General features: G+C 65.3%; 26 protein-coding genes, 2 tRNA genes and 1 pseudogene. 16 read left to right on the top strand and 13 right to left on the bottom strand.

Annotated elements, in window-relative coordinates:
- Positions 1 to 36: 36 nt before the first annotated feature.
- Entirely contained in the window at positions 37 to 1,230 is a 1,194-nt protein-coding gene (locus IE243_RS01930; protein WP_244642622.1) for an alkene reductase, read from the top strand.
- 211 nt (positions 1,231 to 1,441) lie between these two features.
- Here the strand turns inward: IE243_RS01930 and IE243_RS01925 are convergent, their stop codons facing one another.
- Entirely contained in the window at positions 1,442 to 2,026 is a 585-nt protein-coding gene (locus IE243_RS01925; protein WP_191317632.1) for a glyoxalase superfamily protein, read from the bottom strand.
- Positions 2,027 to 2,342: 316 nt separating this feature from the next.
- On the opposite strand from IE243_RS01925, the gene IE243_RS01920 reads away from it, so the two are divergent.
- Positions 2,343 to 2,717, top strand: coding sequence for a hypothetical protein (locus tag IE243_RS01920; protein ID WP_191317631.1), 375 nt, complete (start codon positions 2,343 to 2,345; stop codon positions 2,715 to 2,717).
- A gap of 103 nt (positions 2,718 to 2,820) precedes the next feature.
- Here IE243_RS01920 and IE243_RS01915 read toward each other — a convergent pair whose 3' ends face one another.
- Positions 2,821 to 3,858, bottom strand: coding sequence for a phosphotransferase family protein (locus tag IE243_RS01915; RefSeq protein ID WP_191317630.1), 1,038 nt, complete (start codon positions 3,856 to 3,858; stop codon positions 2,821 to 2,823).
- 342 nt (positions 3,859 to 4,200) lie between these two features.
- Complete coding sequence (locus tag IE243_RS01910; RefSeq protein ID WP_210319780.1) at positions 4,201 to 4,599, bottom strand: YgiW/YdeI family stress tolerance OB fold protein; 399 nt, start codon at positions 4,597 to 4,599, stop codon at positions 4,201 to 4,203.
- A 349-nt stretch (positions 4,600 to 4,948) separates the two neighbouring features.
- Here IE243_RS01910 and IE243_RS01905 point away from each other — a divergent pair, with 349 nt between their 5' ends.
- Entirely contained in the window at positions 4,949 to 5,155 is a 207-nt protein-coding gene (locus tag IE243_RS01905; protein ID WP_191317629.1) for a hypothetical protein, read from the top strand.
- A gap of 462 nt (positions 5,156 to 5,617) precedes the next feature.
- On the opposite strand, the gene IE243_RS01900 is transcribed toward IE243_RS01905, so the two are convergent.
- Positions 5,618 to 5,692 (bottom strand) — tRNA-Gln (locus IE243_RS01900).
- A 199-nt stretch (positions 5,693 to 5,891) separates the two neighbouring features.
- Entirely contained in the window at positions 5,892 to 6,116 is a 225-nt protein-coding gene (locus IE243_RS01895) for a hypothetical protein (protein ID WP_191317628.1), read from the bottom strand.
- Between the two features lie 523 nt (positions 6,117 to 6,639).
- Between IE243_RS01895 and IE243_RS01890 the strand changes: the two genes are divergently transcribed.
- Positions 6,640 to 6,716: transfer RNA gene (locus IE243_RS01890), tRNA-Pro, on the top strand.
- 520 nt (positions 6,717 to 7,236) lie between these two features.
- On the opposite strand, the gene IE243_RS01885 is transcribed toward IE243_RS01890, so the two are convergent.
- Positions 7,237 to 8,199: an SDR family NAD(P)-dependent oxidoreductase gene (locus tag IE243_RS01885; RefSeq protein WP_191317627.1), complete on the bottom strand. Its 963-nt coding sequence runs from the start codon at positions 8,197 to 8,199 to the stop codon at positions 7,237 to 7,239.
- A gap of 180 nt (positions 8,200 to 8,379) precedes the next feature.
- On the opposite strand from IE243_RS01885, the gene IE243_RS01880 reads away from it, so the two are divergent.
- The 6 genes from IE243_RS01880 to IE243_RS01855 all read left to right on the top strand — a co-directional run bounded on the left by IE243_RS01880 (position 8,380) and on the right by IE243_RS01855 (position 14,328).
- Positions 8,380 to 9,780, top strand: coding sequence for an amidase (locus tag IE243_RS01880; protein ID WP_191317626.1), 1,401 nt, complete (start codon positions 8,380 to 8,382; stop codon positions 9,778 to 9,780).
- Positions 9,781 to 9,874: 94 nt separating this feature from the next.
- The gene (locus IE243_RS01875; RefSeq protein WP_191317625.1) at positions 9,875 to 10,117 is read left to right on the top strand and encodes a hypothetical protein; all 243 of its coding nucleotides are present in this window, start codon (positions 9,875 to 9,877) and stop codon (positions 10,115 to 10,117) included.
- Between the two features lie 414 nt (positions 10,118 to 10,531).
- Positions 10,532 to 10,993, top strand: a complete 462-nt coding sequence (locus IE243_RS01870; RefSeq protein ID WP_191317624.1) for a MarR family winged helix-turn-helix transcriptional regulator — start codon at positions 10,532 to 10,534, stop codon at positions 10,991 to 10,993.
- Positions 10,983 to 13,136, top strand: a complete 2,154-nt coding sequence (locus tag IE243_RS01865; protein WP_191317946.1) for an FUSC family protein — start codon at positions 10,983 to 10,985, stop codon at positions 13,134 to 13,136. The genes IE243_RS01870 and IE243_RS01865 overlap by 11 nt, the downstream gene beginning before the upstream one ends.
- Entirely contained in the window at positions 13,133 to 13,342 is a 210-nt protein-coding gene (locus IE243_RS01860) for a DUF1656 domain-containing protein (protein ID WP_191317623.1), read from the top strand. The genes IE243_RS01865 and IE243_RS01860 overlap by 4 nt, the downstream gene beginning before the upstream one ends.
- Positions 13,339 to 14,328 (top strand): efflux RND transporter periplasmic adaptor subunit, encoded by a 990-nt coding sequence (locus tag IE243_RS01855; RefSeq protein ID WP_191317622.1) that lies wholly within the window; start codon positions 13,339 to 13,341, stop codon positions 14,326 to 14,328. Before IE243_RS01860 ends, IE243_RS01855 begins: the two co-directional genes overlap by 4 nt.
- Positions 14,329 to 14,386: 58 nt before the next feature.
- Here IE243_RS01855 and IE243_RS01850 read toward each other — a convergent pair whose 3' ends face one another.
- From IE243_RS01850 to IE243_RS01835, 4 genes are all read right to left on the bottom strand, one after another.
- Positions 14,387 to 14,686 carry a hypothetical protein gene (locus IE243_RS01850; RefSeq protein WP_191317621.1) on the bottom strand — a complete coding sequence of 100 codons (300 nt, stop codon included), beginning with the start codon at positions 14,684 to 14,686 and terminating at the stop codon, positions 14,387 to 14,389.
- Positions 14,664 to 14,870, bottom strand: a complete 207-nt coding sequence (locus IE243_RS01845; RefSeq protein WP_191317620.1) for a CsbD family protein — start codon at positions 14,868 to 14,870, stop codon at positions 14,664 to 14,666. Before IE243_RS01845 ends, IE243_RS01850 begins: the two co-directional genes overlap by 23 nt.
- Before the next feature lie 116 nt (positions 14,871 to 14,986).
- Entirely contained in the window at positions 14,987 to 15,496 is a 510-nt protein-coding gene (locus tag IE243_RS01840; RefSeq protein ID WP_210319779.1) for an MgtC/SapB family protein, read from the bottom strand.
- A 235-nt stretch (positions 15,497 to 15,731) separates the two neighbouring features.
- Positions 15,732 to 16,613, bottom strand: coding sequence for a hypothetical protein (locus tag IE243_RS01835; protein WP_191317619.1), 882 nt, complete (start codon positions 16,611 to 16,613; stop codon positions 15,732 to 15,734).
- 591 nt (positions 16,614 to 17,204) lie between these two features.
- Here IE243_RS01835 and IE243_RS01830 point away from each other — a divergent pair.
- Positions 17,205 to 18,416 carry an ABC transporter substrate-binding protein gene (locus IE243_RS01830; protein WP_191317618.1) on the top strand — a complete coding sequence of 404 codons (1,212 nt, stop codon included), beginning with the start codon at positions 17,205 to 17,207 and terminating at the stop codon, positions 18,414 to 18,416.
- A 26-nt stretch (positions 18,417 to 18,442) separates the two neighbouring features.
- Here IE243_RS01830 and IE243_RS01825 read toward each other — a convergent pair whose 3' ends face one another.
- Positions 18,443 to 19,324 (bottom strand): LysR family transcriptional regulator, encoded by an 882-nt coding sequence (locus tag IE243_RS01825; RefSeq protein WP_191317617.1) that lies wholly within the window; start codon positions 19,322 to 19,324, stop codon positions 18,443 to 18,445.
- 342 nt (positions 19,325 to 19,666) lie between these two features.
- On the opposite strand from IE243_RS01825, the gene IE243_RS01820 reads away from it, so the two are divergent.
- The 4 genes from IE243_RS01820 (at position 19,667) to IE243_RS01805 (ending at position 23,424) form a co-directional block, all read left to right on the top strand.
- Entirely contained in the window at positions 19,667 to 20,257 is a 591-nt protein-coding gene (locus IE243_RS01820; RefSeq protein WP_244642724.1) for an ankyrin repeat domain-containing protein, read from the top strand.
- Positions 20,258 to 20,271: 14 nt separating this feature from the next.
- Entirely contained in the window at positions 20,272 to 20,778 is a 507-nt protein-coding gene (locus IE243_RS01815) for a nucleoside deaminase (RefSeq protein WP_191317615.1), read from the top strand.
- Entirely contained in the window at positions 20,775 to 22,058 is a 1,284-nt protein-coding gene (locus IE243_RS01810) for a cyanate transporter (protein WP_244642620.1), read from the top strand. The genes IE243_RS01815 and IE243_RS01810 overlap by 4 nt, the downstream gene beginning before the upstream one ends.
- Positions 22,059 to 22,383: 325 nt before the next feature.
- Complete coding sequence (locus IE243_RS01805; protein ID WP_191317614.1) at positions 22,384 to 23,424, top strand: amidohydrolase family protein; 1,041 nt, start codon at positions 22,384 to 22,386, stop codon at positions 23,422 to 23,424.
- Positions 23,425 to 23,603: 179 nt separating this feature from the next.
- Here IE243_RS01805 and IE243_RS01800 read toward each other — a convergent pair whose 3' ends face one another.
- Complete coding sequence (locus IE243_RS01800) at positions 23,604 to 25,307, bottom strand: glycoside hydrolase family protein (RefSeq protein ID WP_191317613.1); 1,704 nt, start codon at positions 25,305 to 25,307, stop codon at positions 23,604 to 23,606.
- Positions 25,308 to 25,817: 510 nt separating this feature from the next.
- Here IE243_RS01800 and IE243_RS23895 point away from each other — a divergent pair.
- Positions 25,818 to 26,075: pseudogene (locus tag IE243_RS23895) on the top strand (BapA/Bap/LapF family prefix-like domain-containing protein); the annotation flags it as partial.
- 144 nt (positions 26,076 to 26,219) lie between these two features.
- On the opposite strand, the gene IE243_RS23375 reads toward IE243_RS23895, so the two are convergent.
- Positions 26,220 to 26,933, bottom strand: a complete 714-nt coding sequence (locus IE243_RS23375; protein WP_244642617.1) for a hypothetical protein — start codon at positions 26,931 to 26,933, stop codon at positions 26,220 to 26,222.
- Positions 26,934 to 26,935: the final 2 nt, after the last annotated feature.

Here is a 26,935-nt window from a genome sequence, read left to right as displayed (position 1 = left end):
CCGCGCCAGCATGACGGATGCAGGAGGAAATACAACTTGTCGATGCAGACCATCAGGCAAACCGCCCCCGGGACCATTGACGCGCAGACCACTGACGCGCAGACCGACGCCGCCACGCGCCGGCCGCGCCTGTTCTCGCCGTTGCGCGCCGGCGCACTCGCTCTGTCCCACCGGGTGGCCATGGCCCCTCTCACCCGCATGCGCGCCGGCCCAGGCGAAGCGCCGTGGTCGCTCAACGCCGTCTATTATGGCCAGCGCGCCAGCGAAGGCGGGCTGATTATCGCCGAAGCCTCCCAGATTCATCCCACCGGGCGCGGCGCGCTTCATACGCCGGGCATTCATACGCCTGAGCAGATTGCCGGGTGGAAAGCCATCACGGAGGCGGTTCACGCCCGTGGCGGCCAGATCTTCCTGCAATTGTGGCACATGGGTCGGGTGTCGCACCCGTCCTATCAGCCAGGGGGCGCCCTGCCCGTCGCCCCTTCGGCCGTCGCCGCCGACATCAAGGTGATGACCGCCAGCGGAACGCCGGAGCCGATGCCGACGCCCCGCGCCCTCACCGACGCGGAAATCCACGAACTGATCGGCGTCTACCGCCAGGCCGGCCTCAACGCCCTCGAAGCTGGCTTCGACGGCGTCGAGATTCACGGCGCCAACGGCTATCTGCTTGAACAGTTCCTGCAGAGCCGCAGCAACCTGCGCGACGATCACTGGGGCGGCAATATCGCCAACCGCGCCCGCCTGCTGCTGGAAGTGACCCGGCAGCTGGTCGCCGCCTGCGGCGCTGGGCGCGTCGCCGTGCGCCTGTCGCCATTTGGCGTGGCCAACGGCTCCGGCGAGGACGATCCGATGCCGCTGTACAGCCACGTGGTGGAGCAACTGGCGCCCATGGGCCTGGCCTACCTGCATCTGATCGAGCCGCGCGCCAGCGGCGCCGGCCAGCGTGAAGTCGACCACAAGGGCGTGCCGTCGGCGGCCGAGCTGTTCCGGCCGCTGTGGCCGGGCGTGCTGATCTCGGCCGGCAACTACACCGGCGACATGGCGGAAGAAACCATCGCCGCCGGCCACGCCGACATCATCGCCTTCGGCCGCTATTTCACCTCAAACCCCGACCTGCCAGAACGCCTGCGGACCGGCGCGCCGCTGGCTCCCTACGACCGCCCGACCTTTTATGGCGGCGATAGCCACGGCTACACGGATTTCCCGAAAGCCGACGGCGAGCCGGCCTGAGCCGGCGGCGGGACGGGCGGCACGCCGCCCCCCTGCCAGTCCTCACGCCCGCGTGGCCGGCCCTGGTCCGGCCACCCACGAACGCGCCGCGCCCGCAACAGGACCACGCTGACCTGCCCAAAGGCGCGGACGCCCGTCACCATGAGTGTGGCGGTGGAAACAGGAGCGCGACCATCTCCAGCAAGGCGGCGGCCTTTGCGCTGAAAACGCCCTACCCGCCCGCGTCCTGGCTCTGCTTGCAGAACCGGATGCGGTTGCCGAACGGGTCATGCACCTCCACCTGCTCGCCCCAGGGCAACGTCTCCAGGCCCGGCCGGTTGTAGTTGTAATGTCTGGCCAACAGTTCGCGATGAAGTTCCCGCACGCCCTGCATGGGGACGAACAGGGTCGAACCGGGGCTGGCGTCACCGTGATGCTCCGAGAGATGCAACCGCACGCCGCTACGCGCCACCTCCATATACAGAGGCAGATCGGGCGCGAAGCGGTGCTCAAACTGGACGGAAAACCCCAGGAACCCGCAATAAAACTCCCGCGCCCTGGCTTCATCGAAAATCCGCAGGATCGGGATGGTTTGCAGGAAGCGGACAGCGCCCTCCGCCCGGGCGACGGACGCCGGCTCCCCGGCGGGCGCCTCGCCCTCACGAGAAGGCGCAGCCGATGCGGCGCTCCAGTCGGGGAATGCAGGCTGACCGGCGGCCAGCTCCAGCGCGAAGGCGTGAAGCACCGCCATATCGCGCGCGGCAAGCGCCGCGCGCAGGCGACGGGCCATCGCCCTGGCCTCGGCAATATCGGACATGGGAAGCTCCTGTTTCCGGCGTTATCGGACAGCGCCCGCGTTCCCGCCGTCCCGACGGTCCAAAGCGGCTGATTGGAAACTCCCGATCACGGATGTTTTCGCCGTTCCTCATCCGGGGGCGCGGGCGGCGCAACATCAACCTTCCGCAACATTTACACCGGAGGCGAATGACCATCGAGCAACGGCGTCCAACCTGCGGCCGCCGGATGGCTCGTCGCGCACATCGGCGCAGCAATCGAGAGCGCCTGACTTCCATCCGGACAGGGGACCCTGTCCAATACCCGGTAATCTGTCTGGCCAGAAACAGGCAGACAGCATGGATCAGGATCTTCGTCCGCCGCCGGAAAAACCGGGCGCCTTCACGCTCGTCGCCGCCGCGGGCGGCGCGCGCTGGCGGGCGCAACTCTATGTCACGCTGCTGTTCTGGCGGCGAAAACGCGGGAGAAGCGTCCATACGCCATGCGGCGCCTCCCAGGGCGGCCAACCGCCATACGTCAGCCGCCGCACCCTGACAGCCAATGCGATCACGCGCTCACCAGACGACCCATGGGATCGTCCCCGGAACGCGCGACATCGCCTTCGCTCCTGCCTGATCATGGCGGTGCTGCTGCTCATCGCCTGGACCACCGCCGATACGGCGGCGCGGCTGATCAGCCGCGTCGACTTCGAACGGTTGCTGACAGGCGGATGAAGCGCTCCGCGCCGAAGCGGACGCCCGGGCGGCGTCCTGTGCCTGGCGAATTCTGATCGACCGGGCGATGCCGCCGGGCCGAAAAGCGCCCTCGCCCGCCGCCTCAGCCGATGGCTTCCACGGCGCGGTCCGCCATTTCGCGCGCCAGCGGCTCCAGCTTCGCCGCGTCGTCGCCAGCGGCGTTGCCGGCGCGCACCCGGTCGTTGATGCCGAGGAAAATCACCGAAAAGCGGAACAGCGCGAACGCCACATGGAACGGCAGCAGCTTCGCCGTCGGCACGGCGTGCTCATAATAATGGGCGATGAACTCGGCCTCGGTCGGGATGCCCAGCGCCGCATGATCAAGGCCGCTAATGCCGCCGTACTGATCCGGCGTGGTGCGCCATGGGATGCAGGCGAAGGCCAGATCCGCCAGCGGATGGCCAAGGGTCGACAACTCCCAGTCGAGGATGCCGGTCACCCGCGGTTCGGTGGGGTGGTAGAGCATGTTGCCGAGGCGGAAGTCGCCATGGGCGATGGCGACGCGGCCGTCGTCTTCCGGCATGTTGGCGGGCAGCCACTCCACCAGCCTGTCGAGGGCGGGAATGCGCTCGCTGGGGCTTTCGTTGTAGGCGCGCGTCCAGCGGGCAATCTGACGCTGGAAATAGTTGCCCGGCTTGCCGAAATCGCCCAGCCCGATCTTTTCCGGCTGCACGGCGTGCAGCTTCGCCATGGCCTCCGCCAGACCAAGATAGATGGCGCGCCGTTCTTCAGGCGCGATGCCTGGCAGGGCGCAATCATGGAAGACCCGGCCGTCAAGGCGGTCCATGAGATAGAACGGCGTGCCGAGCACGTCCCGCTCCCTGTAGTGCAACACGGCGCGCGGGGTCGGCACGTCAACCGGGTTGAGCGCCTCCAGAGCGCGGAATTCGCGATCGATGGCGTGGGCGCCCGGCAGCAGCTTGCCTGGCGGCTGCTTGCGCAGCACCATGCGACGGTCGCCGAAATCGATGAAATAAGTCGGATTGGACTGGCCACCGGAAATCTTGTCGACCTCGAAGCGCTCGGGCCTTTCGCCGAAATACCCCTCAAGGAAGTTGCGCAAGGCGTCGCGGCCCGCTTCACCATCCAGCGCGTCCGGTTCCCTGACCTGTCCGGCCATATCTCATCTCCCGCGTCTTCGGGCGCGGGAAACTGACCCCACGCCCAAGGCTCCCCAGCGAGGGGAAATCTTTCCGGAGGCGCCCCCCAGGCCAGCGCGCGCGGCGCCGGCCAGATTCACCCCCGATACATGGGTCACGTAAACGCATTGACCCAAAAAGTGTAGCCACCTGGCCGCCCAACGCTGTTTTTCGTAGCAGCGAGAACGTGGGTCGATCCTTGGGTCGATCCTCATGCCGGCCACGCGAAACGCCCGTCCGACCTGGCGGGCGAACGGGCGGGATGCTCCGGTTTACAGACAGTTCGCTGCCACTGCAGCAAGTTGCCGCCGACGCGGCGCGCGCTATTTCAGGACAGTGACCCGCTCAGCGTCGATATCCGGATCTTTCATCAGATGTGTGTCGACCTCGCCCTCAATCCTGATCCTGGTGGCGGCTCCAACCGGCTCCCTGGGAAAATGTTTGTCATCAATCTCGACCGAAATCTCGCCGGTCTCGTCCTTGAACTGATATCGCTCGTCACCGGTCTTGCGAACGATTGTTCCCTCCAGCGTCACCTTCTGGTCATCCACCGGTTTGGCCTTGATCGCTGAAACCGTGGTTTTGGCGTAAGGCGGCTGCATCGCCTGTTTCGTGTCGGAAGGTCCGGTCCATTGTGCGACGGCAGGCGAACTCAGCATCGCCATGCCAGACGACGCCAGCGTCGTCATTGAAGCGACAATGAGAATTCGGATGGTGTTCATGGCCAAAGCTCCTCCTTGTTTCAGCAACGCCCGCCTGGCCATAACGTTCCGGTCGCGCGCCCTTGACAGGATGAACCAAGGCACTGCCCTATGAAACCCGCCGCATCACAACGGATCTGATCGCATGATCCAGCGGGTCGCCGAGCGGCGACCGGCGGGAAAAAGGGCGCCCGCTTATGGAGGCAAACCAGCCCTCCGCCAGACTGTTGACTGACAATTCGCCGGTTTGGAATTACAATCGCGCTCTTCCCGGCTGATTGGGGAAGGCGGGGCAACGCGCGCGCCGCCCGCTGCGTATGCGGCGCGCTTCGAAATTACCCCGCGCTCCGTCAAACAGCGTGGAGCCACGATGAAAATGATAGCCGCGATGCTGGCCCTGAAGTTGCTGTCCCTGGCAGGCGCGCTGGCGCTGACAACCGTATTCATCGGGCTTTTCGCCTTCCGGGAGATCCTCGGCCCCCACCTGCCCCTGCTCCTCGCCGGCGGGCTCATCGCCCTCGCCATTGGCGAAGGCGGCTCCTGGTGGCTCACAAAACAGCTTGAAACGCGGGACTGACGCCGAGCCGGACAAGCCTGGCTGATTGAGTTCTGGTGAAACCCGGGCGGCCCCTGCGCTTTGCAGGTCGCGGATGCGTCCACATCTTCATCTTCGCAATCCGACGCAAAAAGCTCAGTCACCAGTGGCGGGTTGCGGTGAAGGCCCTGAGCGCTTGCGGGAGATCATCAGCAGCCCCCGCATCGACCGCCTGCCCTGCTCCACAGGCGCCTGCAGGATATCGTCAGGGAACTGGAGGACAGGTGCGCGGCCCTTTCAGGCCAAGATCAGCCTACCGGCGCACTAACGCAGCCGGCAGGGGCCATCCCTGCTCAAAAAATCTCCCTCTGTCTTTGCTTTGCTGTCAGAGGCCAGACGCGACGCTGTCAGCGCCACCAGCGACGCTACTTCCAGTGCTGCCAGCACCAAAAGCGCCCTGCATAAGGGGCTGACTTAACCCAATTATATATGAAGAAGATTCACTGGCTGGGGCGCCAGGATTCGAACCTGGGAATGGCGGTACCAAAAACCGCTGCCTTACCACTTGGCTACGCCCCAACTCGCGCGGAACATAAGCTGGGGTCGCTATCGTGGCAATCGGTGACCGCCGGCAAATTCGGGCGTCTGTGCATAACGCCCGCCCTCTGTGACGGCGCCGCAACGGACCGCCGTTCACAACCCCCAGGCAGGCGGTTTCATGAGCAGCGAACACGCGGCAGCGGCGAATAGCGTGCGTCAGGCGGCCAACCGCCAGCGATCAGAGGCGCGCGTCAGGAGCAAGCCGCATCATCGCCAGTTGCGACGGATCGGCAACCGAAGCCATGCGCACCTGATCAACTCCCCAGACCAGACCGCACATCACCGCCAGCGCGCACATGCCGGTTCGCGCCACGCGTGGAACCGGGAGCAGGAAAATCAGCAGGGCGATAACACCTGTGCTTGCGGCGACAACAATCAGACTGCCCAAAACCGTTGCTGACACGGTTCAACCTCCACGTACATCCCGCAAACAGCGTCCGGCGCTGGTCCAGAGAGGCGCAGCAGCGCTACTCACCACGGATATGGCTCAACGCCGCAACCCGTTTCCTGTTCCGACCCTGGCGGGTATTAGTTCCGTCAAAGCGGTTAACTGTTTCTTAACGTCATCAACACGTTACGACAGCGCCGCCCCAACGTTCGGGACAGTGCCAATTACTGGCGCGGCTGTTGGTGCGGCAGCGCACACGCCCATCTGGATATCACCGGCTGGATGCCCCCTCCCGCATCGTCTGTGGCCGGCGGCCTGGACGACAACCGCCATTCACAGCCAGGCCAGCCGGCCGCCCAAACGTCATGCAAACGACAGATATCCCCAGCCCGCTGACGCCGCGGCCTGGCAAAATATCAATGTTTTTAATCGCTAGCCGATGGCAGGCGCACCGCTGTCGAAAACCTGTCAGGCCCCGCTTGCAGGGACCCGCCAGCGTCGCTATAAGGCACCCACGTTGGCGGCGACGCCAACAAGTCGGAGTGTAGCGCAGCCTGGTAGCGCACCTCGTTCGGGACGAGGGGGTCGGAGGTTCAAATCCTCTCACTCCGACCATTATATCAAGGGGTTAGCCAGAGCCCCCTATCGCGGCGGCTAAAGCAATCCCGCGTTGGGTCAATCACTGACCCGCCTCCCTTTTCCAGCTGTGAATGCCGAGCCGGTTCAGTCTGAACATCAGGATGAGCACGGCCATTTGCGTTTCCGGCGCCTCGTTACGTCCTGGAGTCGCCCGGCGGGAAATGTTTCCGACCCGGCTCTGGCCGATTGGGGCGCCTGACGAGTTGGACCGCCCCGTCGCCTGCCCCACCGGTCACCGTGACAGCGACGGCGGGTTTCCGGACGATCACGTTCGCCAGAGCCCAAACCAGCATTCCATCGCGAACACGCAGGCCACTCCTTCACGGTTCCCGCGGAGTTGCGTCCGATCGCATCGCGCCCGGAAGTGCGCCCGCCCCTGTCTGCCGGGGCGGGCGCATGGCGTCAGCCAGACCTCGACCGCCCGGATACCGTCGGCGTCCATTTCAGACTGGCCGCCGACGGCCTGTCGCCGCCATCCGACAGGAGGCGCCTGACCTCAGAAACGTTCGCCGGTCATTTCCTCGCTTTTGACCCACAACCGCCTGGCGCTTTCGGGATCCAGCGCCCAGGAGCGGGCGCCATCCCGGCGGCGGCTGTCGTCAACGACATCGGCCACCTGGCAATTTTCGCAGTAGCGCCCGCCAACCTGGTCCGCGCTGGCGACAACAGCCGCCCAGACAGAGGTCGCCGCCCCTTGCGGAACCGTCTTGTAGACCGGCGGCGGACCGCCCGCCTCGCTGGCGGCGCTGGCCCGCGCCCTCAGGGCCTCGCGGTCCTCGTCCCGCATATGCCGGCCCAGCTCGGTCTGGATCATGCCAGGCATCAGCGAGCAGGCGCGGACGCCGCGATCACGGTGGCGACGATCGAACTCCACCGCGAACAGGGCGTTGGCGGTTTTCGAGCGGCCATAGGCGCCCCAACGGTCATACGTGGTCCGGGCAAAGTTGGGGTCGTCCAGATCAACGTCCGACAGGCGGTGCGCCGATGACGAGAGGCTGACGAAGCGCCCGCCATCGCGGATCAGCGGGGCGATGCGATTGACGAACACGAAATGGCCCAGATGGTTGGTGCCGAACTGGGTTTCGAAACCGTCCGCGGTGTGGCCGAAGGGCGTGGTCATCACGCCGGCGTTGGCGATCACCACATCAAACGGCCGGCCATCCGCCAGCAGCCGGTCGGCGCAGGCGCGAACGCTGGCCAGCGAAGCCAGATCCAGTTCGGTCAGCTCCAGGCCGCCGCCCCCCGCCGCGGCAGCCGCGCGCACCTCCGCGGTCGCGCGCTCCGCTTTGGCCAGATCGCGCGCCGCCCCCACCACGTCGGCGCCGCGCGCCGCCAGCGCCCGGGCGGTTTCCACGCCTAAACCGGCTGATACGCCAGTGACGAGGAAGCGTTTTCCCGTCAGATCAACGCCCGCAAGCACCTCATCTGTTGTGGATTGCGCCCCAAATTGTCCTGCCATGACCGTGTCTCCACCCATCGGTTTTCATTGTGATTGACGTCTCTTCTTTTGCCGCACGCCCCTGTTCAGGGAAAGCCCCGGCCCTGACCGCGTCTCTGTGAACATCCCGGGTTTGTTCGCATCGCGGCGGTATGTCAGGCTCGCGTCCTGAAAATTGAGTCCGACTGACGGGGAGAGACGATGGCTGGCGACGATCCGCAATATCTGGGGCTGGTCGAGCTTGGCGAAAGCATCCGGGCCCGGCGACTTTCGCCGGTGGAAGTCGCCAGGGCGGCGCTGGATCGCATCAACCGCCTTGACGGCGCGTTGAAGAGTTTTTCCACGATCACGGCGGAGACGGCGCTGGCCGAGGCGCAGGTTGCCGAACAGGAGCTTGCGGAAGGCAGGTCGCGCGGCCCGCTGCACGGCGTTCCGGTGGCGGTGAAGGACCTGTGCTGGATGAAGGACACGCCAACCGCCCACGGCATGCCGTTGCTGCGGGAGAACCGGCCGGCGGAGGACGGCGCGGTCGTGGCGCGTCTGCGCGCCGCCGGCGCGGTGATCCTGGGCAAGCTGCAGCAGACCGAAGGCGCGCTCGGCCTGCATCATCCCGATATCGATCCGCCGGTGAACCCATGGAATCCAGATCTCTGGACCGGCGTTTCCTCCAGCGGCTCCGGCGTGGCGACCGCCGCCGGCCTCTGCTACGGCTCCATCGGCACCGATACGGGCGGCTCCATCCGGCTGCCCTCCACCTGCAACGGCGTCACCGGGCTCAAGCCGACCTGGGGCCGCGTCAGTCGCTACGGCGCCTTCGAACTGGCGGCGACGCTTGATCACATCGGCCCGATGGCGCGCAGCGCCGTCGACTGCGGGGCCATGCTCGGGGCTATCGCGGGCGCGGACCCGAAAGATCCGACCGCCGCGCCCGAGCCCGTGCCGGATTATCTCGCGGATCTGCGCGACGATGTGCGCGGCGTGATCATCGGCGTCGACAGCCGCCTTGTCAGCAAGGGCGTCGATGAAGAAACCGGCGCGGCCTTTGATGAAGCGCTGCGGACGCTGGCCCGGCTTGGAGCGGAGATCCGGGAAATCAACTTTCCTGATCCCACGCAGGTGATTGACGACTGGACGCCCCTGTGCGGCGTCGAAACAGCCGTCGCCCATGAAAAGTTGTATCCGGCTCACAAGGAGGCTTACGGCCCGGGCCTCGCCAGCTTTATCGAGCTGGGGCAGAAGCTCTCCGCCATGGATTACCAGAAAATCGTGCTGCGGCGGGAGGCGTTTCGCGGACAGGTCCGCGCCCTGTTCCAGGATGTCGACCTGATCGCCATGCCGGCGCTCGGTTTCGCCGCGCCGACGTTGGCGAAAATGGCCAGCATCACCAGCGATCCCTCCGTTCTTCAGGGGGTCCTGCGCTTCAACTGCCCGTTCGACATGACCGGCAGCCCAACCATTACCCTGCCCGCTGGCGCCGCAGCCAATGGCGGATGCATCGGTTTCCAGCTGGTTGGCCGACATTTTGATGAAGCCCGGCTGGTCAACGCGGGGCATGCGTTCCAGAGTCACACGAACTGGCACAAGCGGCGCCCGCCGCTCTGAGGCCGGACCGGAGGGGGAATGTTTCCCTTCGCTGAAGCATGCGTCGCCGCCGCGCATGGCCAGCAGGATGACGGCGGCGGCAGGGAGGCAGATCATGATCGATGAAGAGGCGCTCCGGGCGGAACTCAGGGACATCGACCAGGAGACCATTGAGGTCCAGGAGAAAATCCGGGCCAACAACCGCGCCATCCTGGTGCAGTTCAACAACGATCCTGGCGATGTGACCCGCGCCCTGCTCGACAATACCCCGCATTTCGAGCGCTACGCCGAGTTGCGCGATCTGCGCGAGCGCCTGCTGGTGTCGCTGGCGAAGATTGCCCCAGGCGCGCCGGAATAAAGGCGCGCCCCACCAACGTCATGGACGACCGCCGCGCAGGCCCACGATCCCGACCACGTTTCCCCTACGCCGTCCTGCAAACCTCATGCCCGCGCCAGTCGCGGGCATTCACGCTTCTCCTGCGGCGAGCGGCGCCCGACCTGTTTTGTAACAACGTTGTTTGTACGCTGGTCAGGCATGGCCGCCGTGAGCCATCCAGCGAATGCCAGGGCAGCGCTGCATCATCCGCGCCCGGGGGCTCTCGCCGGCTCATGACCGCAGGACCGGCCACCAACTGCCCCAGGGCTTGCCTGTTCTGACCAACCAACTGTCACGTCGTGCGCATGGCGCGCTACACACAACTGTCATATGTATGCATTATTCGCATGGCTGTATTGGTTTGCCTGCTGATAATTTGCCTACTAACTGATTGGCATGAACCGTGACGACACCCTGCGACGGGCGCTGACATCGCAACTGCTCCAGAGCGGGCGGCAATGGCGGCGCATTGCCGAAGCGGAACTGAAGTCGCTGGGCCTGTCGGAAGCCCTGGCCATGCCGCTGATCTGGGTCAGCCGGCTTGGCGGCGGCGTCCGCCAGATCACCCTCGCCGCGCGCATCGGCATCGAAGGCGCCTCGCTGGTTCGTCTGCTTGACCAGCTTGCCGACGCCGGCCTCATTGAACGTCGCGCCCACCCGGAGGACCGCCGCGCCAACGCCATCTGGCTGACGGCGGATGGCGAGCAACTTGTCGGCAAGATTGAAAAGGCGCTCAATGGCGCCCGCGCCGCCACGCTGGACGGCATGCCGGCCAGCGATCTGGAGGCGACCATGCGCGTGCTCAAGGCCATCGAAGCCGCGGCCGCCAGCCAGAGCGGAGCCGCCCGTGACGGCTGACCTGCCCACCCTTCGCGAGTGGCTGTTCTCCGGCAAGGCCTTTCTCGCGGCCATGCTGGCGCTGTATATCGCGCTGGCGTTTGACCTGTCGCGTCCCTACTGGGCGATGGCGGCGGTTTATATTGTCTCGAACCCGCTTTCGGGCGCCACGGCCTCGAAGGGGCTTTACCGGGCGCTGGGCACCCTGATCGGCGCCAGCGCCTCGGTATTCTTCGTGCCGCTGCTGATCGACTCGCCGGAACTGCTGAGTCTGGTCGTCGCCCTGTGGACCGGTACGCTGCTCTACATTTCGCTGATGATCCGGACGCCGCGCAGCTACATCTTCATGCTCGCCGGCTACAGCCTGCCAATCATCGCCCTGCCCGCCGTCAGCGCGCCGGAAACCATCTTTGACGTGGCCGTGGCGCGCAGCGAGGAGATCATCCTCGGCATCACCTGCGCCACCATCGTTGGCGCGGTGGTGTTTCCCACCAGCATGCGCGGAACGCTCGCCAGCTCGGTCACCAGCTGGATCGACGACGCCGCCTCATGGGCGACCGAAATCCTGCGCGGCGAAGGCGCCCTGCCCATGACGCCGCTGCGCCGGCAGAAGCTGGCGGCCGACATCGGCGGGCTGGATATGCTGATCACCCAGCTTGCCTTCGATCCCACCGCCCGCGATCTTGCGCCCCGCGCCCGCGAACTGCGCGGCCGGCTGATGATGATGCTGCCGTTGCTGTCGTCGCTCGCCGACCGCATGCACGCCCTGCGGACCGGCGATCCGCCCGCCCCAGCGGATACGGCGGCCCCGGCCATAGCCAAAGCCACGTCCGGACTGCCGGCGGAGTTGTCAGCGCTGCTGGCGCGGGCGACAGCGTGGTTCGCCAGCGGCCGCAACGGCGATCCGGCGATGGCCGACGACATTCTCGCCGACATCCACGCGCTGCGCCGCGAAGCGCCGCAAGACTGGCGCGATCTGATCCAGGGCAGCGCCCTCGACCGGCTGGGCGAAATCGTCGCCCTGTGGGGCGATTGCCTCGACCTAATGCGGGATATCGCCAGCGAAGGCCCGGCGGCTCCCTGGCGTCCGCGCTTCCGTCACCGCCAGGTGGTGCGCACGGTGCGTCACTATGACTACGGCATGATGCTGTTTTCGGCTGCGACCTGCGTCGTCGCCACCCTGCTCGCCAGCGCTTTCTGGATCGCCACCGGCTGGTCCGCCGGCGGCGGCGCGGTCATGATGACAGCGGTCTCCTGCTGCTTTTTCGGCGCGCTCGACCAGCCTGCCCCCCAGGCCAGGTTCATGACCATCTGGACGGCTGTGAGCGTGCTTGTCGCCGCCGTTTATCTGTTCGCCATTCTGCCGGCGATCCACGATTTCGAAATGCTGGCGCTGGTGTTCGCCCCGCCGTTCCTGATGATTGGCCTGATGATGTCGCGGCCGCAATACACCATGCTCGGGCTGATGCTGGCGACCAACACGGCTTCGTTCGTCGCCATGCAAAACCGCTATGACGCCGACTTCGCCAGCTTCATCAATGGGGGCGTCGCCGCCGTCGCCGGTCTGCTGTTCGCCTATGTCTGGTATGTGGCCACCCGGCCATTTGGCTCCGAGATCGCCGCCTGGCGGCTGGTGCGGGCCGGCTGGCGCGATATCGCCGACGCCGCCGCCGGCTACCGGCGCGACGATCCGCAACGGCTCGCCGGCCGCATGCTCGACCGGCTTGGCCAGCTGGTGCCGCGCCTGGCGACGCTGGGCGACCGCGAACTGGCCCGGGTCGACGGCTACTCTGAGGTGCGCGTTGGCTTCAACATCATCGAGCTGCAGAAGGCCCGTCGCCAGCAATCCCCGGCCAGGATCGCCGCCTATGACGCGGTGCTGCAGGGAGTGGCGGCGTTGTATCGCGCCCGCCAGGCTGAGGACCGGCTGGTCGCCGCGCCCGAAAGTCTGGCCACGGCCATCGACGCGGCCATGGCCAGGGCCCTTACCGATCAGGACGCCGGGTCGCGCCGCGCCCTCGACGCGCTGGTCGGCCTGCGCCGCATCCTGTGCCCGGAGGCGCCGCCGCCGCCGCTGACCGTTGCGGGAGGCGTCGCGATTTCCGCCGCGGCGGCCGATGTGCGCCAGAACAATGAACCGTCTCGGAAAGTGGACGTCGCATGACTGGGGAAATCGATATTTACGGCGTCTATGTGCCGACGCTGCTGGCGCTGATGCTGGCGACGCTGGCTGTCAGCCTGATCGTTCGCCGGGCGCTGGCCTGGGCCGGCTTTTACGCCCTGGTCTGGCACCGGGGCCTGTTCGACATCGCGCTTTACGTCGTCCTGCTTCTGGGCGTCTTCAATCTGTCACGGTGGTGGCTGTCATGACTTTCTCCTTGCGCGGCCTGGCGCGCATTCTCGTCACCCTGCTCATGTGCGTCGCGGCTTTTTTCGCCGGACGGGCGCTCTGGGGCCATTACATGAGCGATCCCTGGACCCGCGACGCCAAGGTGCGCGCCGACATCGTCGGCGTCGCTCCCGATGTCTCCGGACTGGTGAGCGAGGTGCTCGTGCAGGACAACCAGCCGGTGAAGGCCGGCGACGTGCTGTTTCGCATCGATCCCGCCCGCTTCACCATCGCCCTTCGGCAATCCGAGGCCGCCCTCGCCGGCAGCAAGGCGACGCTGGAGCAGGCCGGGCGCGAGCTGAAACGCTACGAGAAGTTGGGCGACGTGGTGTCCCAGCAAAAGACCGAACAGGCGCAGCTGGCGCTGGACAGCGCCTCGGCGGCGCTGCAGCAGGCAACCGCCGCCCGGGATCTCGCCCGGCTCAATCTGGAGCGCTCGGAAGTGCGGGCGCCTGTCACCGGGACAATCACCAACTTCACAGTCCGACCCGGCGACTATCTCGCCGCCGGCGTGGCGAAGGTCGCCCTGATCGACACGGATTCACTGCGGGTGGAAGCCTACCTGGAGGAAACCAAGCTCAATCGCGTCCACGTCGGCGACAGCGTCACGATCTGGCTGATGGGCCAGCCAGCGCCGCTGCATGGTCGCGTGGAGAGCATCGCCGCCGGCATCGAGGATCGCGAACGCACCATCGGGTCGGGCCTGCTGGCCAACATCAATCCCACCTTCAGCTGGGTGCGCCTCGCCCAGCGCATTCCGGTGCGCATCAAGCTCGACCCGGCGCCGGAAGGGGTCAATCTCGTCGCTGGCATGACCGCGACGGTGTACATCAATCAGGACGACAAAAACGACGTCAGCAAGAACGACGCTGGCAAGAGCGGCGCCGGCAAGAACGACGCTGTCAAGAACGACGACGGGAAGCATGGCGACGGCGCAAAGCAAAGCGTCGCGCCCGCCAGCCGCTAGCGGTGACATGCGCGTCCCGCGAAGCCGGGCGGCGGAGCGCAGGCCGAAAACAAAAACATCAGCAACTTGTTGATTTTGTGATGGAATTTATAAATTTTACCTTTGCCCAACGCATGATGTGACGGTGGATACAAAGATTAAATTCGTCAACAATAGCGCTTTCTGGCAAATTTACGCCCACTTTTCGGGAAAAAATGCGCCAGATCAAAGACATTGAGCGTTTTCTGTAAACAGGTTTCACCGGAAATGCTTGCGCGGCCGCCACGCCCGCATTCACAAACCAGAAACCCGCCGCGAATAGCGGCGGGTTTCTGGTTGTCTGCGCGACGCCCGGATCACGACCAGGTCTGACGATCATACCAGCTGTCGATATCGGCCTTCGCCTTGTCTTTCGCCAAACCATAACGCTCCTGAAGCTTTCCTTCGAGCTGATCCCGCTTTCCGGCAATCACATCCAGATCATCGTCAGTAAGTTTTCCCCACTGCTCCTTGATCTGGCCTTTGACCTGCTTCCAGTTTCCTTCAACGCGATTCCAGTCCATAGGATATGCTCCATCTTTTGGGGTATCTACATTGGACAACGCCGCGAAGCCCGGTTTTGTTCATCTGGAACTGATGACAAATCCGCCTGCCGGACCATTCCCGTGTTCCAGTGGCCTCAGTTTCGCCGCCGCCCGGCCAGGCGCTCAATGGAATGATCGACGACGAGCAGCACCAGCGCCAGGCCGGCGCCGATAATCGCAAGATGAAAGTCACCCAGCCCGGCCGCGCAGCCCAGGGCGGCCGTCACCCAGATAGCCGCCGCGGTGGTCAGGCCAGACGGCCCCCTGGCGTGCATTTCCCTGTCTTTTTTCTCAGGTCCGCCATTCTCCCCGGCTTTGATTTCCGCAGTGGTGCGGGCAATGGTGATGACCCCGGCGCCCAGAAAACCGACTCCGGTCAGGATGCCCTGCACCACGCGACTGGCCTCATCACCTTCGGTGGCGGCGGAGAAAATGGCTGCCGCTGTCGCCGTGCCGAGACCGACCAGCCCAAACGTACGGATGCCGGCGTAGCTCTGTTTGAGGGTGCGCTCCCACCCCACCACGATGCCGGCGAGCATGCCGCAAAACAGGCGCAGGACAATTTCAAGATCCGCGGTCAACGCCGCGGCAAGCGCATCGCTCATGCGGGCCCCCAGGTTGCGCATCCGGCTTCTGGGGAGCAATGAGACGGCTGCCCGAATGGTTCCGGCCAGAGTGTTCCGGGGAAAGGCAGCGTCCATTTTTCCAGAGAAACCGTTTCAAATTAACGAGATATGGCGCTTCCCCGACCAGAACCTTACCAGGCGCGCCGCCGGCGACGCGGCGCGCCCGAGGGGCGCGCCGGCTATGTTGTGGCGACGTGATGAACATGAGCCGCCGTTACGTCTCATAAGCGAATTCATCCCGGGCGCGGCCGCCCAGAACCGCCGCCACGCAGGCGACGAATGCGCCGATGCACAGGGCCAGAGCGGCGGCCAGGGCTGTGGCGGCGCTTGCCTTGCGCGCCGCGTCCGCTTGCTGCTTCGCCTCCTGCTTCAGGCTTTCCAGCCCCTGGATGGCGCTGTTGATCCGCGCCTCCGCATCGGCCTGCGACACGCCTGTGGCGTTGGCGATCACGCCGGCCATATAGGTCCTGTCGCCCTGCGGCAGGCTTCCGGTCGCCGCGGCCCGGGCAACGATCCGCGAGACTTCCTTCACCGTTTCCGGGCGCATCGGCTGGACATTGGCCGCCTGGCCTGGACGCAGCATGCCGTCGACGTAATAGTCGAGGCCGCTGTCGGCGACGCCGCCGGCCGTCGTGACCGCCGCTCCGGCAACCGAAGCCGCAGCCCTGACGCCGGTTCCGGCGACCGAAAAAGCAGACGAAGCGGCGACGCCCATCATGATCAGCGCCGCCACCGTCCAGGCGACGAGACCGTGCACGGTATCGCGGAAGAAAGTTTCATCGCTGCGCAGCCCCGCCCAGCCAGCGCGCATGCGGCCGGCGATGTAACCGCCGGCGGCGGACGCGATCCACTGGATCACGATCAGCGCGATGCCGCCGGTGACCAGCGCGCTTTTGACTGAAACGCCTTCGCCGCTCCACGGAGAGATGACGGAAAGACCAAGCCCCGCCGCGATCATCATCAGGATGATGGCGACAGCGATGGCCACGGCGGCGCCGGCAAAGGCCGCCGCCCAGTTCATCGGCCGCTCCGGAGCCCCGGCGCCGGCTGCGATCAGAATGTCATCGGCGCGGGACATTTCATCGATACGGGACATGGCGGCCTCCCTGGACGCGCCGCTCCGCAACGGGATGCACCGTGGCGGCCGCGACGGCCCCTGCTGAACCAGGTTTCAGTAAAATCGCCCAATTCCCGAAGCATCTGACGCGCGATCCGCGCGCCTTGCTCCGGAGGACGTCACATCTGCTTCGCCTGACTGACATTGTCAGCGTCCAATCAACCAGAGCAGCAGAATAATCGGGATCGGCACGCCAAGCAGCCATAGCAAAATCCCCCTACCCATCGATATGCCTCCATGGTTGTGCGTTCACTCCGGAGAATTTCCCCGCATCCGACTGAAAAACGGCGCATGCGGGCGCCAAACTGCACAAGAGTGCAGAATAGGTTGGAAAAATACCGGAATGACTTCGGGAATGACTTCTGGGGAACAGCCGTCAGGGGATTTTGTTCCGAAAATTCACGCAAACGTCAGGTTCGCCAGCCCGGAGAGCCCCCAGCCGCCCGGACCTTTCAAACCGCCCACAGCTGCGACGCATCCCCAAATTGACGGCCGGCGGCGCCTGCGCCTAACGTCCGGGCAAGCCGGCGCACACCGCATATCGCAGCCGGCGCGAGGTGAGGAAACACGATGAAAATCACGCGCAGGTTTTGTGCGGGCGTCATTGGTCTGTCGGTGGCGATTGGCGTCGGCGGCGCGGCCGTCGCCGCCAGCGTTCCGGGCGTTTCGGATACGGAAATCCGTTTGGGAACCCTGCAGCCCCTGAGCGGCCCGGCTTCAGCCTATGGCGTTCTCGGCTATGCCTTCGAGGCCTATTTCGCCAAGGTGAACGACGAAGGCGGCGTGAACGGTCGCAAGATCAGGGTGTTGCTGCGCGACGACGCCCTCAGCCCGCCCAAAGCCGTGGAACAGACCCGCAAGCTGGTGGAGCAGGACGATATCTTCGCCCTGTTCGGCCAGAGCGGCACCCCGACCGGCATGGCCATCCAGAAATACCTGCACGTGAAGGGTATTCCGCAACTGTTCGTCATGTCCGGCTCGCATGTCTTCCAGGAGCCGAAGAGCGCGCCGCTGAGCATGCCGGGCCTGCCCACCTATTACGGCGAGGCCAGGCTGTACGCGAAGGCGATCCTGCAGGCCAATCCGGACGCCAGGATCGGCGTGTTCTACCAGAACGACGACTTCGGCAAGGATTATCTGCGGGGCGTGCAGATCGGCCTTGGCGACAAGGCCGACAAAATGATCGTGGCGAAGGAAAGCTACGAACTGACTGACCCGACGGTCGACTCCAAGATCCTGGCGCTGAAGGCCTCCGGCGCCGACACGCTGATCATGGGCTCCTACTCCAAGCAGACCAGCCAGGCCCTGCAGAAGATGGGCGCCATGGGCTGGAAGCCGAAGATTTATCTCAGCTACATCGCCGCCTCGGTGAACCCCACCTTCAAGAACGCTGGCCTGGAAAACGCCAGGGGCGTGGTGACGGCGGCGGTGCTGAAGGACCCGACCGACGCGCGCTGGAAAGATGATCCGGAAACCCTGGCGTGGAAGGCCTGGATGGACAAATACTATCCGCGCGGCGACCAGACCAACGGCAGCAACGTCTTCGGCTACGTCATCGGCGACCTGATCCGCAACATCGTCGAGAAAACTGGCAAGGACGTCACCCAGGAGCGCCTGATGGCCACCGCCAAACAGGTGCGCGACTACCGCCCGCCGATGATGCTGCCCGACGTCAGCCTCACCATCACGCCTGACAATTACAGCATGTACAACAAGATGCAGTTGCAGGAGTTCGACGGGACCGTGTGGCGCGCCATCGGCAAGCCGATTTCAACGCACTGACCCCTGACGCGCGCGGCGCCGGGCCTTCAGGCTGGCGGGCCGTCCTGCGGTCCGTCGCCGCCTCCGGCATGCGCCCGCGCCGACAGCACGGCGATCATGCCGTCCGCCAGCCCGGAAACCGGACCAACCGGCTCCGCGACGTAGACGGTGGTGACCATGGCGGGCTCGCTCCCCAGGCCGGCATGGCGGCGCAACCGCCGCCCCCGCGCCGCGTTGACGGGCAGGAGCGAGACGCCAAGCCCCGCTTCCACCGCCACCAGCACGTTGTGCAGACTGCTGCCGGAGAAGGCGACGTACCAGCCGAGCCCCTCCCGCTCGGCGCGCGCGAACATGGCGTCGCGATACAGTCCGCCGGCCGGAAATGTCACCAGCGGCAGCGGATCGGGCCAGTCCCCGACGCTATCGACGCTTTCGAACCAGGCCAGCGGCTCCGGAAAACTGGCGCGACTGCCGGGCCCCGGCTCCGCTTCCTTCAGCACCACGATATCGAACTCACCGTCACGATAGCGACGGGCCAGATCCCGGCTCAGGCCAGAGGCGACGTCGAGGCGAACTTCGCGACGCCGGGCGGCGAAGCGCGCGAACAGCGCCATCATCGGCGCCGTGACGATGTCCTCGGCCATGCCGATGCGGATCGCGGTGACGCCTGCGGGATCGGCGAGAAGCCTTCGCGCTTCCTCCTGCAGGGCCAGGATGCGCCGCGCGTGTCCCAGCAGGCGCTCGCCGGCCGGACTGGGCATGACCGGCCGCGCCGCCCGATCAATCAACGACTGGCCGACAGCCTCCTCCAGCCGGGCCAGTTGCTGGCTGATGGTGGACTGGGTGACATTGAGGCGCGCGGCCGCCTGGGTGAATCCCCCGGCGTCAACAATCGCGACGAACGCACGCAGCAGGCGCGGATCGGGCATGGCGGCGATCCTCATGCTCATCATTCAAATATATAATAATATCGATTAAATCATTTAATTTTTAAATATCATATATTCCGGGCACTATCCGTGGCGGCGCGGCCATCGCCAAAGCGCTTTCCGACCCGACGGAATCGTCTGGTTGATCAGAATTCGCTCAAAACAGGGGAAACAGGCGCAATACCCGATCCACGTAGATCGGGAATTGCCCAGGATGCGCCGTGGGAGAGCTCCATGTCGAAACTGCCCCTGACGATCGCCTGCGCCAGTCTGGCGCTGGTTGCGATCACCGGCGCGACCACGCCCCGCGCCGCGCCAGCAACGACTCCGGGAGTAGCCAGGATGGTCAGTGACCTGCACGACGCCGCGGCAAACAACGATGTCGCCGCTGTCCGGAGACTTCTGGCCGCCGGCGCGCCTGTTGACGGGCGCAACCTGGCCGGCGCCACGTCCCTGCTGGTCGCGACGCACGCCAACAGCATCGCCGCCGCCGAAGCGCTCATCGCGGCTGGCGCCGACGTGAACGCGAAGGACAGCATCCAGGACAGCCCCTACCTCTATGCCGGAGCCCGGGGGCGGCTTGAGATCCTGAAGCTGGCCCTGGCGCACGGCGCGGACCTGAAGAGCGTCAACCGCTTCGGCGGCACGGCCCTGATCCCGGCGGCGGAGCGCGGCCATGTCGAGACAGTGCGCCTGCTGACAGAGGCCGGCGTTGCTGTTGACCACATCAACCGGCTGGGCTGGACCGCCTTGCTGGAGGCCATCATCCTCAGTGACGGCGGGCCAGCGCATCAGCAGATCGTCCGCTTGCTGCTGGACGCGGGGGCCAATGTCAATCTGGCCGATCACGATGGGGTCACGCCCCTCGCCCACGCCCGGCAGCGCGGTTATCGCGCCATCGCGCAAATTCTCACGGCGGCTGGCGCCAGATAATTCAGGACAGAACCATGATCAATGACGACAAGGACCTGCGGGACCGCCGCTTCCTGTGCGAAGCCATTGAACTGGCGCGCGCCAACGTCGCGAACGGCGGACGTCCGTTCGGCGCGGTGCTCGTGCGCGACGGCGCCGTCCTTGCCACCGGCGTCAACGAGATCGCCCGAAGCCACGATCCAACCGCCCACGCGGAATTACTCGCCGTGCGGGCGGCCAGCCAAAAACTGGGTTCGCCAGACCTGTCCGGCTGCGCGGTCTACGCCAGCGGCCAGCCTTGCCCCATGTGCATGGCGGCGATGCGCCTCGCCGGCGTGAGGGAAGTGGTCTACGCCTTCTCCAACGACGACGGCGCCTCCTTTGGCCTGTCAACGGCGGCGCTACAGGCGGAGTTGTCCCTGCCGCACGCCGAACAGTCCATGATCATCCGCCACCAGCCGATGTTGGCGCCAGGCTCGGAGCCGGAGCCTTACGCGGCGTGGAAAAAACGCCAGCCTCCCGCCGCCGGATCTGACGCGTGAAACACCCCGCGACGGCCAGCGCGCGCCCAACTGAAACAGTCGCCCGGCTCCAGGGCGAGAATACTGGCGACGGCGCGACGCCTCCCCTTTCCCGGGCAAAATCCGGCGCCAGCCGGGCGCTGCTGGTCGCGGCCGTGGCAATTGTCGGGCTCAATCTGCGTCCGTTCATCACCGGCGTCGGCCCGCTGGCGCCGGCCATTCAGGCTGACACGGGCCTCAGCCTGCAAGGCATGTCCCTGCTCACCCTGGCGCCAATGCTGCTGATGGGCCTCGTCGCCTTCGCGGGGCCAGGATTGCAGGCGGGCGTCGGCGCCCGCCGGGCTGTCATTGTCTCTCTCGCGGTCATTGGCGCTGGCTCCCTGCTGCGTCTGGTCCCCGGGCCAGGCTGGCTGCTGATCGCCACCGCCGCGCTGATCGGGCTTGGCGTCGCTGTCGTCCAGGCGGTGTTTCCCGGCGTCATCAAACAGCAGTTTCCGGATCGGGTTGGCGCCGTCACCGGCCTCTATTCATCCATGCTGATGTGCGGCGGCGCGCTCGGCGCACAACTTTCACCCCTGGCGGCGTCGCTCACAGGAAGCTGGCGCGCCGGTCTCGCCTTCCTCGCCCTGCCGGCTTTGGCGGCTGTGGCCTTGGCGGCGGCGACCCTGCCGGCGGACAGGACAGGCCCGTCAGCGCGAGCCAATCCGGCCTGGCGTCTGATCAAACGCCCGCGCGTCTGGCTGCTGATGGCGTGCTTTGGCCTGGTCAACGGCGGCTATTCGTCGGTGGTGGCGTGGCTGTCGCCATCCTGGCAGGAACTTGGCTGGGGCAGCGCCGCGAGCGGCGGCCTGCTGGCGCTGATGGCCGCCAGCCAGGCGCTGGCGGCCCTGCTGCTCCCCGTTCTCGCCAGCGGTCATGACGACCGTCGCCCCTGGCTCTGGCTGACGCTGGCCCTGCAGGTCGCGGGGTTCACCGGCCTCGCCCTGTGGCCAACCGCGGCTCCCGCCGCATGGGCGATCATCGTCGGCATGGGTCTGGGCGGCTGGTTTGCGCTGGCCATGGTGACGGCGCTTGATCATTTGCCGGACCCGCTCCAGGCCGGCGCCCTGTCGGCGCTGATGCAGGGCGGCGGCTTCCTGCTGGCGGCCCTGCCGCCGTGGATCATCGCCAATCTGCATGACCTTACCGGCGGATACGCCGCCGGCTGGCTGATGCATGCGGCGAGCGCCATCATCGTCGCGGCGCTCACCATCCGCCTTGCCCCGCGCCACTACGCCCGGGCGCTGGCCATGGAAAGCTGAGCCGGAAGCGGAGTCGGGCCGGATCGGCGCCGCCGGCAGGCCAGGGCCGATCGCCAGATTGAGAAGCAATGCATCGCCGGACAAACGGTGGGCACGCCGGGGGCATGGCCAACGGCAATGCCGGATTGCGTGCGCGCGCGCCCAGATTGAGGCATCGGCGCTGCGACCCAATCGGGGTAAAGCGCCTGGCAGTCGAGAACGAAAGCGAAGCCCCCCGACGCCGGGCGCATGGTTTTCCGATGGAGATGGAAAACCCTATGCTGGACGTCAGCGTCGCGTCGCCGGAGCATGCCGGATGGCGTCGTCGCATGGGAGAAACGCCAGAATGAACGGGCCCATCCTCGAACCCGACCTGCCAATCATCGACCCCCACCATCATCTGTGGGACCGCCGCCAGCGGGTGGCAGAGATGCGCGCGCCCCTGCACGCTTTTGAAAAAACCATCCAGCTCACGCCGCTGTATCTGCTCGACCAGTTGCTGGCAGACCTGAACACCGGCCATAACATCATCGCCACGGTGCATGTCCAGTGCGGCGCCTTTTACCGCGCCAGCGGGCCGGAAGCATTGCGCCCTGTTGGCGAAACCGAGTTCATCAATGGCGTCGCCGCCATGTCGGCCAGCGGTCTTTATGGACCGGTCCGCGCCTGCGCCGGGATGGTCGGGTTCGCTGACCTGCGCCTCGGAGATGGCGTGGACGCCGTCCTCGACGCCCACATCGCCGCCGGCGGCGGCCGTTTTCGCGGCGTCCGGCATATGATGGCCCACGATGAAGATCCCACCGTGCTTGGCCCGCTCGCCGCCATGCCGGCCGGTCTTGCCGGCGACAGCGCCGTGCGCGCCGCCGTGCGCCGTCTCGGCGCCCGCGGCCTGTCGCTCGACGCCTGGGTTCTGGAGCCGCAACTGCCAGAGATCGCGGACCTGGCGCGGGCCTGCCCCGGCGCGGCCATCGTGCTCAACCATGCCGGCACGCCATTGGGCGTCGGCAACCATGCTGGCAAACGGGACGAGCGTTTCCCCATCTGGCGCGACAGCATCCGCCAGATCGCCGCATTGCCCAATGTTCACGTCAAGCTTGGCGGTCTGGCCATGCCTTTCCCCGGCTTCGCGGACCTGGGGCCGGGGAAGCAACCGTCCTCGCAACAGCTTGCCGGGTTATGGCGGCCGTGGATCGAAACCTGCATCGAGGCCTTCGGCCCGCAACGCTGCATGTTCGAAAGCAATTTCCCGGTCGACCGCTGGGGCGCCAGTTACCCCACCCTCTGGAACGCCTTCAAGCGCATTACGGCGGGCGCGTCCGCCACAGAAAAGCAGGCCCTCTACGCTGGCGCCGCCATGGCTTTCTACCGGCTGGATATTTCTGGCTAGCGCTGTCCGGTGGGCGCCCCTTTTGCACCAGATGAAAGCAGGCTTGCGAAAACGGGCCCATCAAACCAGCAAGCCGGAGCAACGCGCCCATTCAGCAGGAACGTTGCTGCGCCGGAACGGCTGACGCCCGCCCCCAGCGCGCTGTCGCGCCGGCCCCCGCCCTGTACCCCCCAGACGTTTCACATGGCGAGGGCGACGGAGGCATCGCGTCTCTCCCCGTCTGCCTGGCGCTCGCGCCAGGCAAGATATGCAACAAGCCCCGACAGATAGTGCTCCACATCATCGATCCGCACGCGAAAAGCGTGATGACGGATGAAGAAACTTCCACAAATACGCCGTGGATTGGCGAAGAACATCGCCAGTTCGGGCCAGAAATGCCCGTTGAGCAGGTAGTGGGCGCGGACCTCCAGCGCATGATAGAACTTGTCCAGATCCAGCCCCGCCAGGCCGCCGCGCAGCGCCGGATCAGCCTGCATCCGGCTGACCATGCGCTCGGCCGCCATCATCAGTTCCAATAGGGTGGGGTACGTGGTGATGCGGTCGATGACGAAATCAAGATAGCCGGCGACATTGCGCACGCCGAACGCGTAGTACTCCGGGCGCGGCCTGTGCAGCGCCAGCGCATCCGCGGCATACGCCAGCCAGTGGTCGTGCGTGTTCCAGTATCCGGCTTCGATGAAATAACGAAACGCGCTTTCCACCGCGTCCAGCAACCGTTCATCGCGCGTCAATTCATAGATGCGCATCAGTGCGAAAGCCGCCTCGCCATCGTAATAAATGATGCGGAAGGCGTCCTTCAGTTGCATGTCCGGCCAGGCGAACACGTGGCGGAACCGTCCGGTCGCGGCGTCCTGCATGAACAGCACGCCCTCGGCCAGCCGCCGCGCCAGCTCCAGGTGATCCTGGCGCCCGGTGACCTGACAATATTTGCATAGCGCGAGAATGGCGACCGCATTGCCGCCCAGCTTGATCTCGCCGTTTTCTTCTACAAGGAACGCTCGCGCCCCCTCTCCCTCGCCATCGGCGCGGATCAGTTCCGCCATCAGATACGCCAGCGCCCGCTCAATGGCCGCGCCGAGCGTGGCGTCGCGCGTCACGCCCCAGGCTTCGATCATGGCGTACAGGCTGCTGGCATGGCGCAAGCCGTTGTAGGCCGGAATTTCGCGATCAAAACACGGGTGCCAGCCGTAGGTAAAACGCCCGGTTTCCCCCACCTGGCTGGCAAGATAACCCGACCCGGCCGCCACGAGCGCGCGAACATCCGACGCTTCCAGACGCGCGATGACGCGACGCCCGGCGTCGCGGCCGGCTCCATGCAGTTCATGGACAGCCGGCGAGTTGAGGGCAAGGAATACGCCGCGCGTCGAAAACTGCCACACCTCGCCCTCAGGGCGGCGATCCAGATTCGCCAGCCCATGGCGTATGCGCGCATACCGCCGGAAGTTCTTGTCATTGACCACGGCCGTGCGCGCGCCCGGCCCGCCATACAGCATGGCGTTGGCGTTAAGTTCGGTCTCCAGAAACGCATGATGAAAAGCGCTGTCCAAAGAAATGCCGAACCTGTAATAATTGCGCTTGACCTTGCGCAAACGCGTCTCCAGCGCACTCCAGGTCATTTTTTCCACGCGTTCGACCCAGTCTACCCGCAACCACGCCGGCTTGATCCTGGCGTCGCCCATCACCCGCTCCGCTGCCTGCACAAGGTCGCGCCAGCACGCCCCAAACTCGGCGCCGGACACCGTGACAGTCCGCGCGCGCGCCGCCCCGTCCGTCAACGATGCGAACAATACAAACGCCGGAACTTCCCCTTCGGCAGCGCCAACGCGTTCCTCGACCTGGCGCCGCAAACGCGCGAACAGCAGCCGGACATTACTTGGCTTCAATTGGCCGCCACCCTTCATCCGGACGCAATGTGTCCGCAATTTCCAAGGAAACCCACGCCGGGACCCATTGGTCGACATAAGCAATTATTATTGAAAATAGTTATACTTTACATCAAAATGAACCTGCAAACATATGATGTCTGCGATTTCTCGGTCAATTATCCCGAAGTTGGACCAATTTGCATCTCACGATAGCGTAACGACAAAACCTGTGAATGCCCTGTGCGGTTGCCAATACAGCCCGGTCTTGAGCAAATCTGGTCCAACTAACCGACTAAAAAGCCTTATTTTTCAACAAAATTAGCAAAAAACGCGCGATGCGGTTTCATTCAACTGGGAAGTTTCAAAAAAAAGTGATGGCCATGACCGTTGCGCAAACGAGACGCATGCATCCAGTTTAGCGGGACATCCTGGGGCAGGATTGCGTCCGATAAACAATAATAAATTCATTTTTGATCGCGCGCCGGCTTCCCCCCAGACGAGCAAAAATTTGTTCGCCTGGAGTATTTTATGCAATTTTTTGTCAAATCAAAAGCTACCGGCGCTACGCAATCCGTGCACAGTGAGTCCACGACGCTCACAGAAGCAAGTATTGTTACAGTTCCCACAAGCGCAGCCAATGTCGCCTCCTACAGCAGGGAGGGGGCCGATATCATTATCAGGTTCAAGACGGGTGCTGTCATTCGCATCCGGAATTTCTTTGACAAGGACGGAAACGCCAGCAGCAACCTGTATTTTGTCGATGAGACTGGCGCGATAACAGCCGCGGTTCTTCCGGCTGGCCTCATCGGCGTTGGCGCGGCAAACGCAGCCGCCGACAACGACAGCAACAACATATCCCCTCTCGCCCTTTTTGGCGGCCTTGCCGCAGCGGGCGGAGCCTTGGCTCTTGCCGCTGGCGGCGGCGGCGGCTCAGGCAGCGCCGGTTTTGTCCCCAGCCCATCGCCACAACCCACACCGATAGGCGATACGGACGCTGACGCAGACGCGGATGCAGATGCTGACGCGGATGCCGACGCAGATGCAGATGCAGATGCGGACGCTGACGCAGATGCTGATGCAGACGCAGACGCAGACGCGGATGCTGACGCGGATGCCGACGCGGACGCGGATGCGGATGCGGATGCCGACGCAGATGCTGACGCGGACGCGGATGCAGATGCCGACGCAGATGCTGATGCGGACGCAGACGCTGACGCTGACGCCGATGCGGACGCAGATGCTGATGCTGATGCTGACGCAGACGCGGATGCAGATGCTGACGCGGATGCCGACGCCGATGCGGACGCTGACGCAGATGCTGACGCGGATGCTGACGCAGACGCTGATGCTGATGCTGACGCAGACGCCGATGCGGACGCAGACGCAGATGCGGACGCGGATGCTGACGCAGACGCTGATGCTGATGCGGACGCTGACGCAGATGCCGACGCGGATGCTGACGCTGACGCTGACGCAGATGCGGACGCAGATGCTGACGCGGATGCCGACGCCGATGCAGATGCGGATGCCGACGCCGATGCAGATGCGGACGCTGACGCAGATGCGGACGCAGATGCTGACGCAGACGCAGATGCTGACGCAGACGCGGATGCAGATGCTGACGCTGATGCTGTCGAAGACCACGC

The organism is Camelimonas fluminis (assembly GCF_014656355.1).
Lineage (GTDB): Bacteria > Pseudomonadota > Alphaproteobacteria > Rhizobiales > Beijerinckiaceae > Camelimonas > Camelimonas fluminis.
This window is presented reverse-complemented; position numbering and strand designations above follow the sequence as displayed.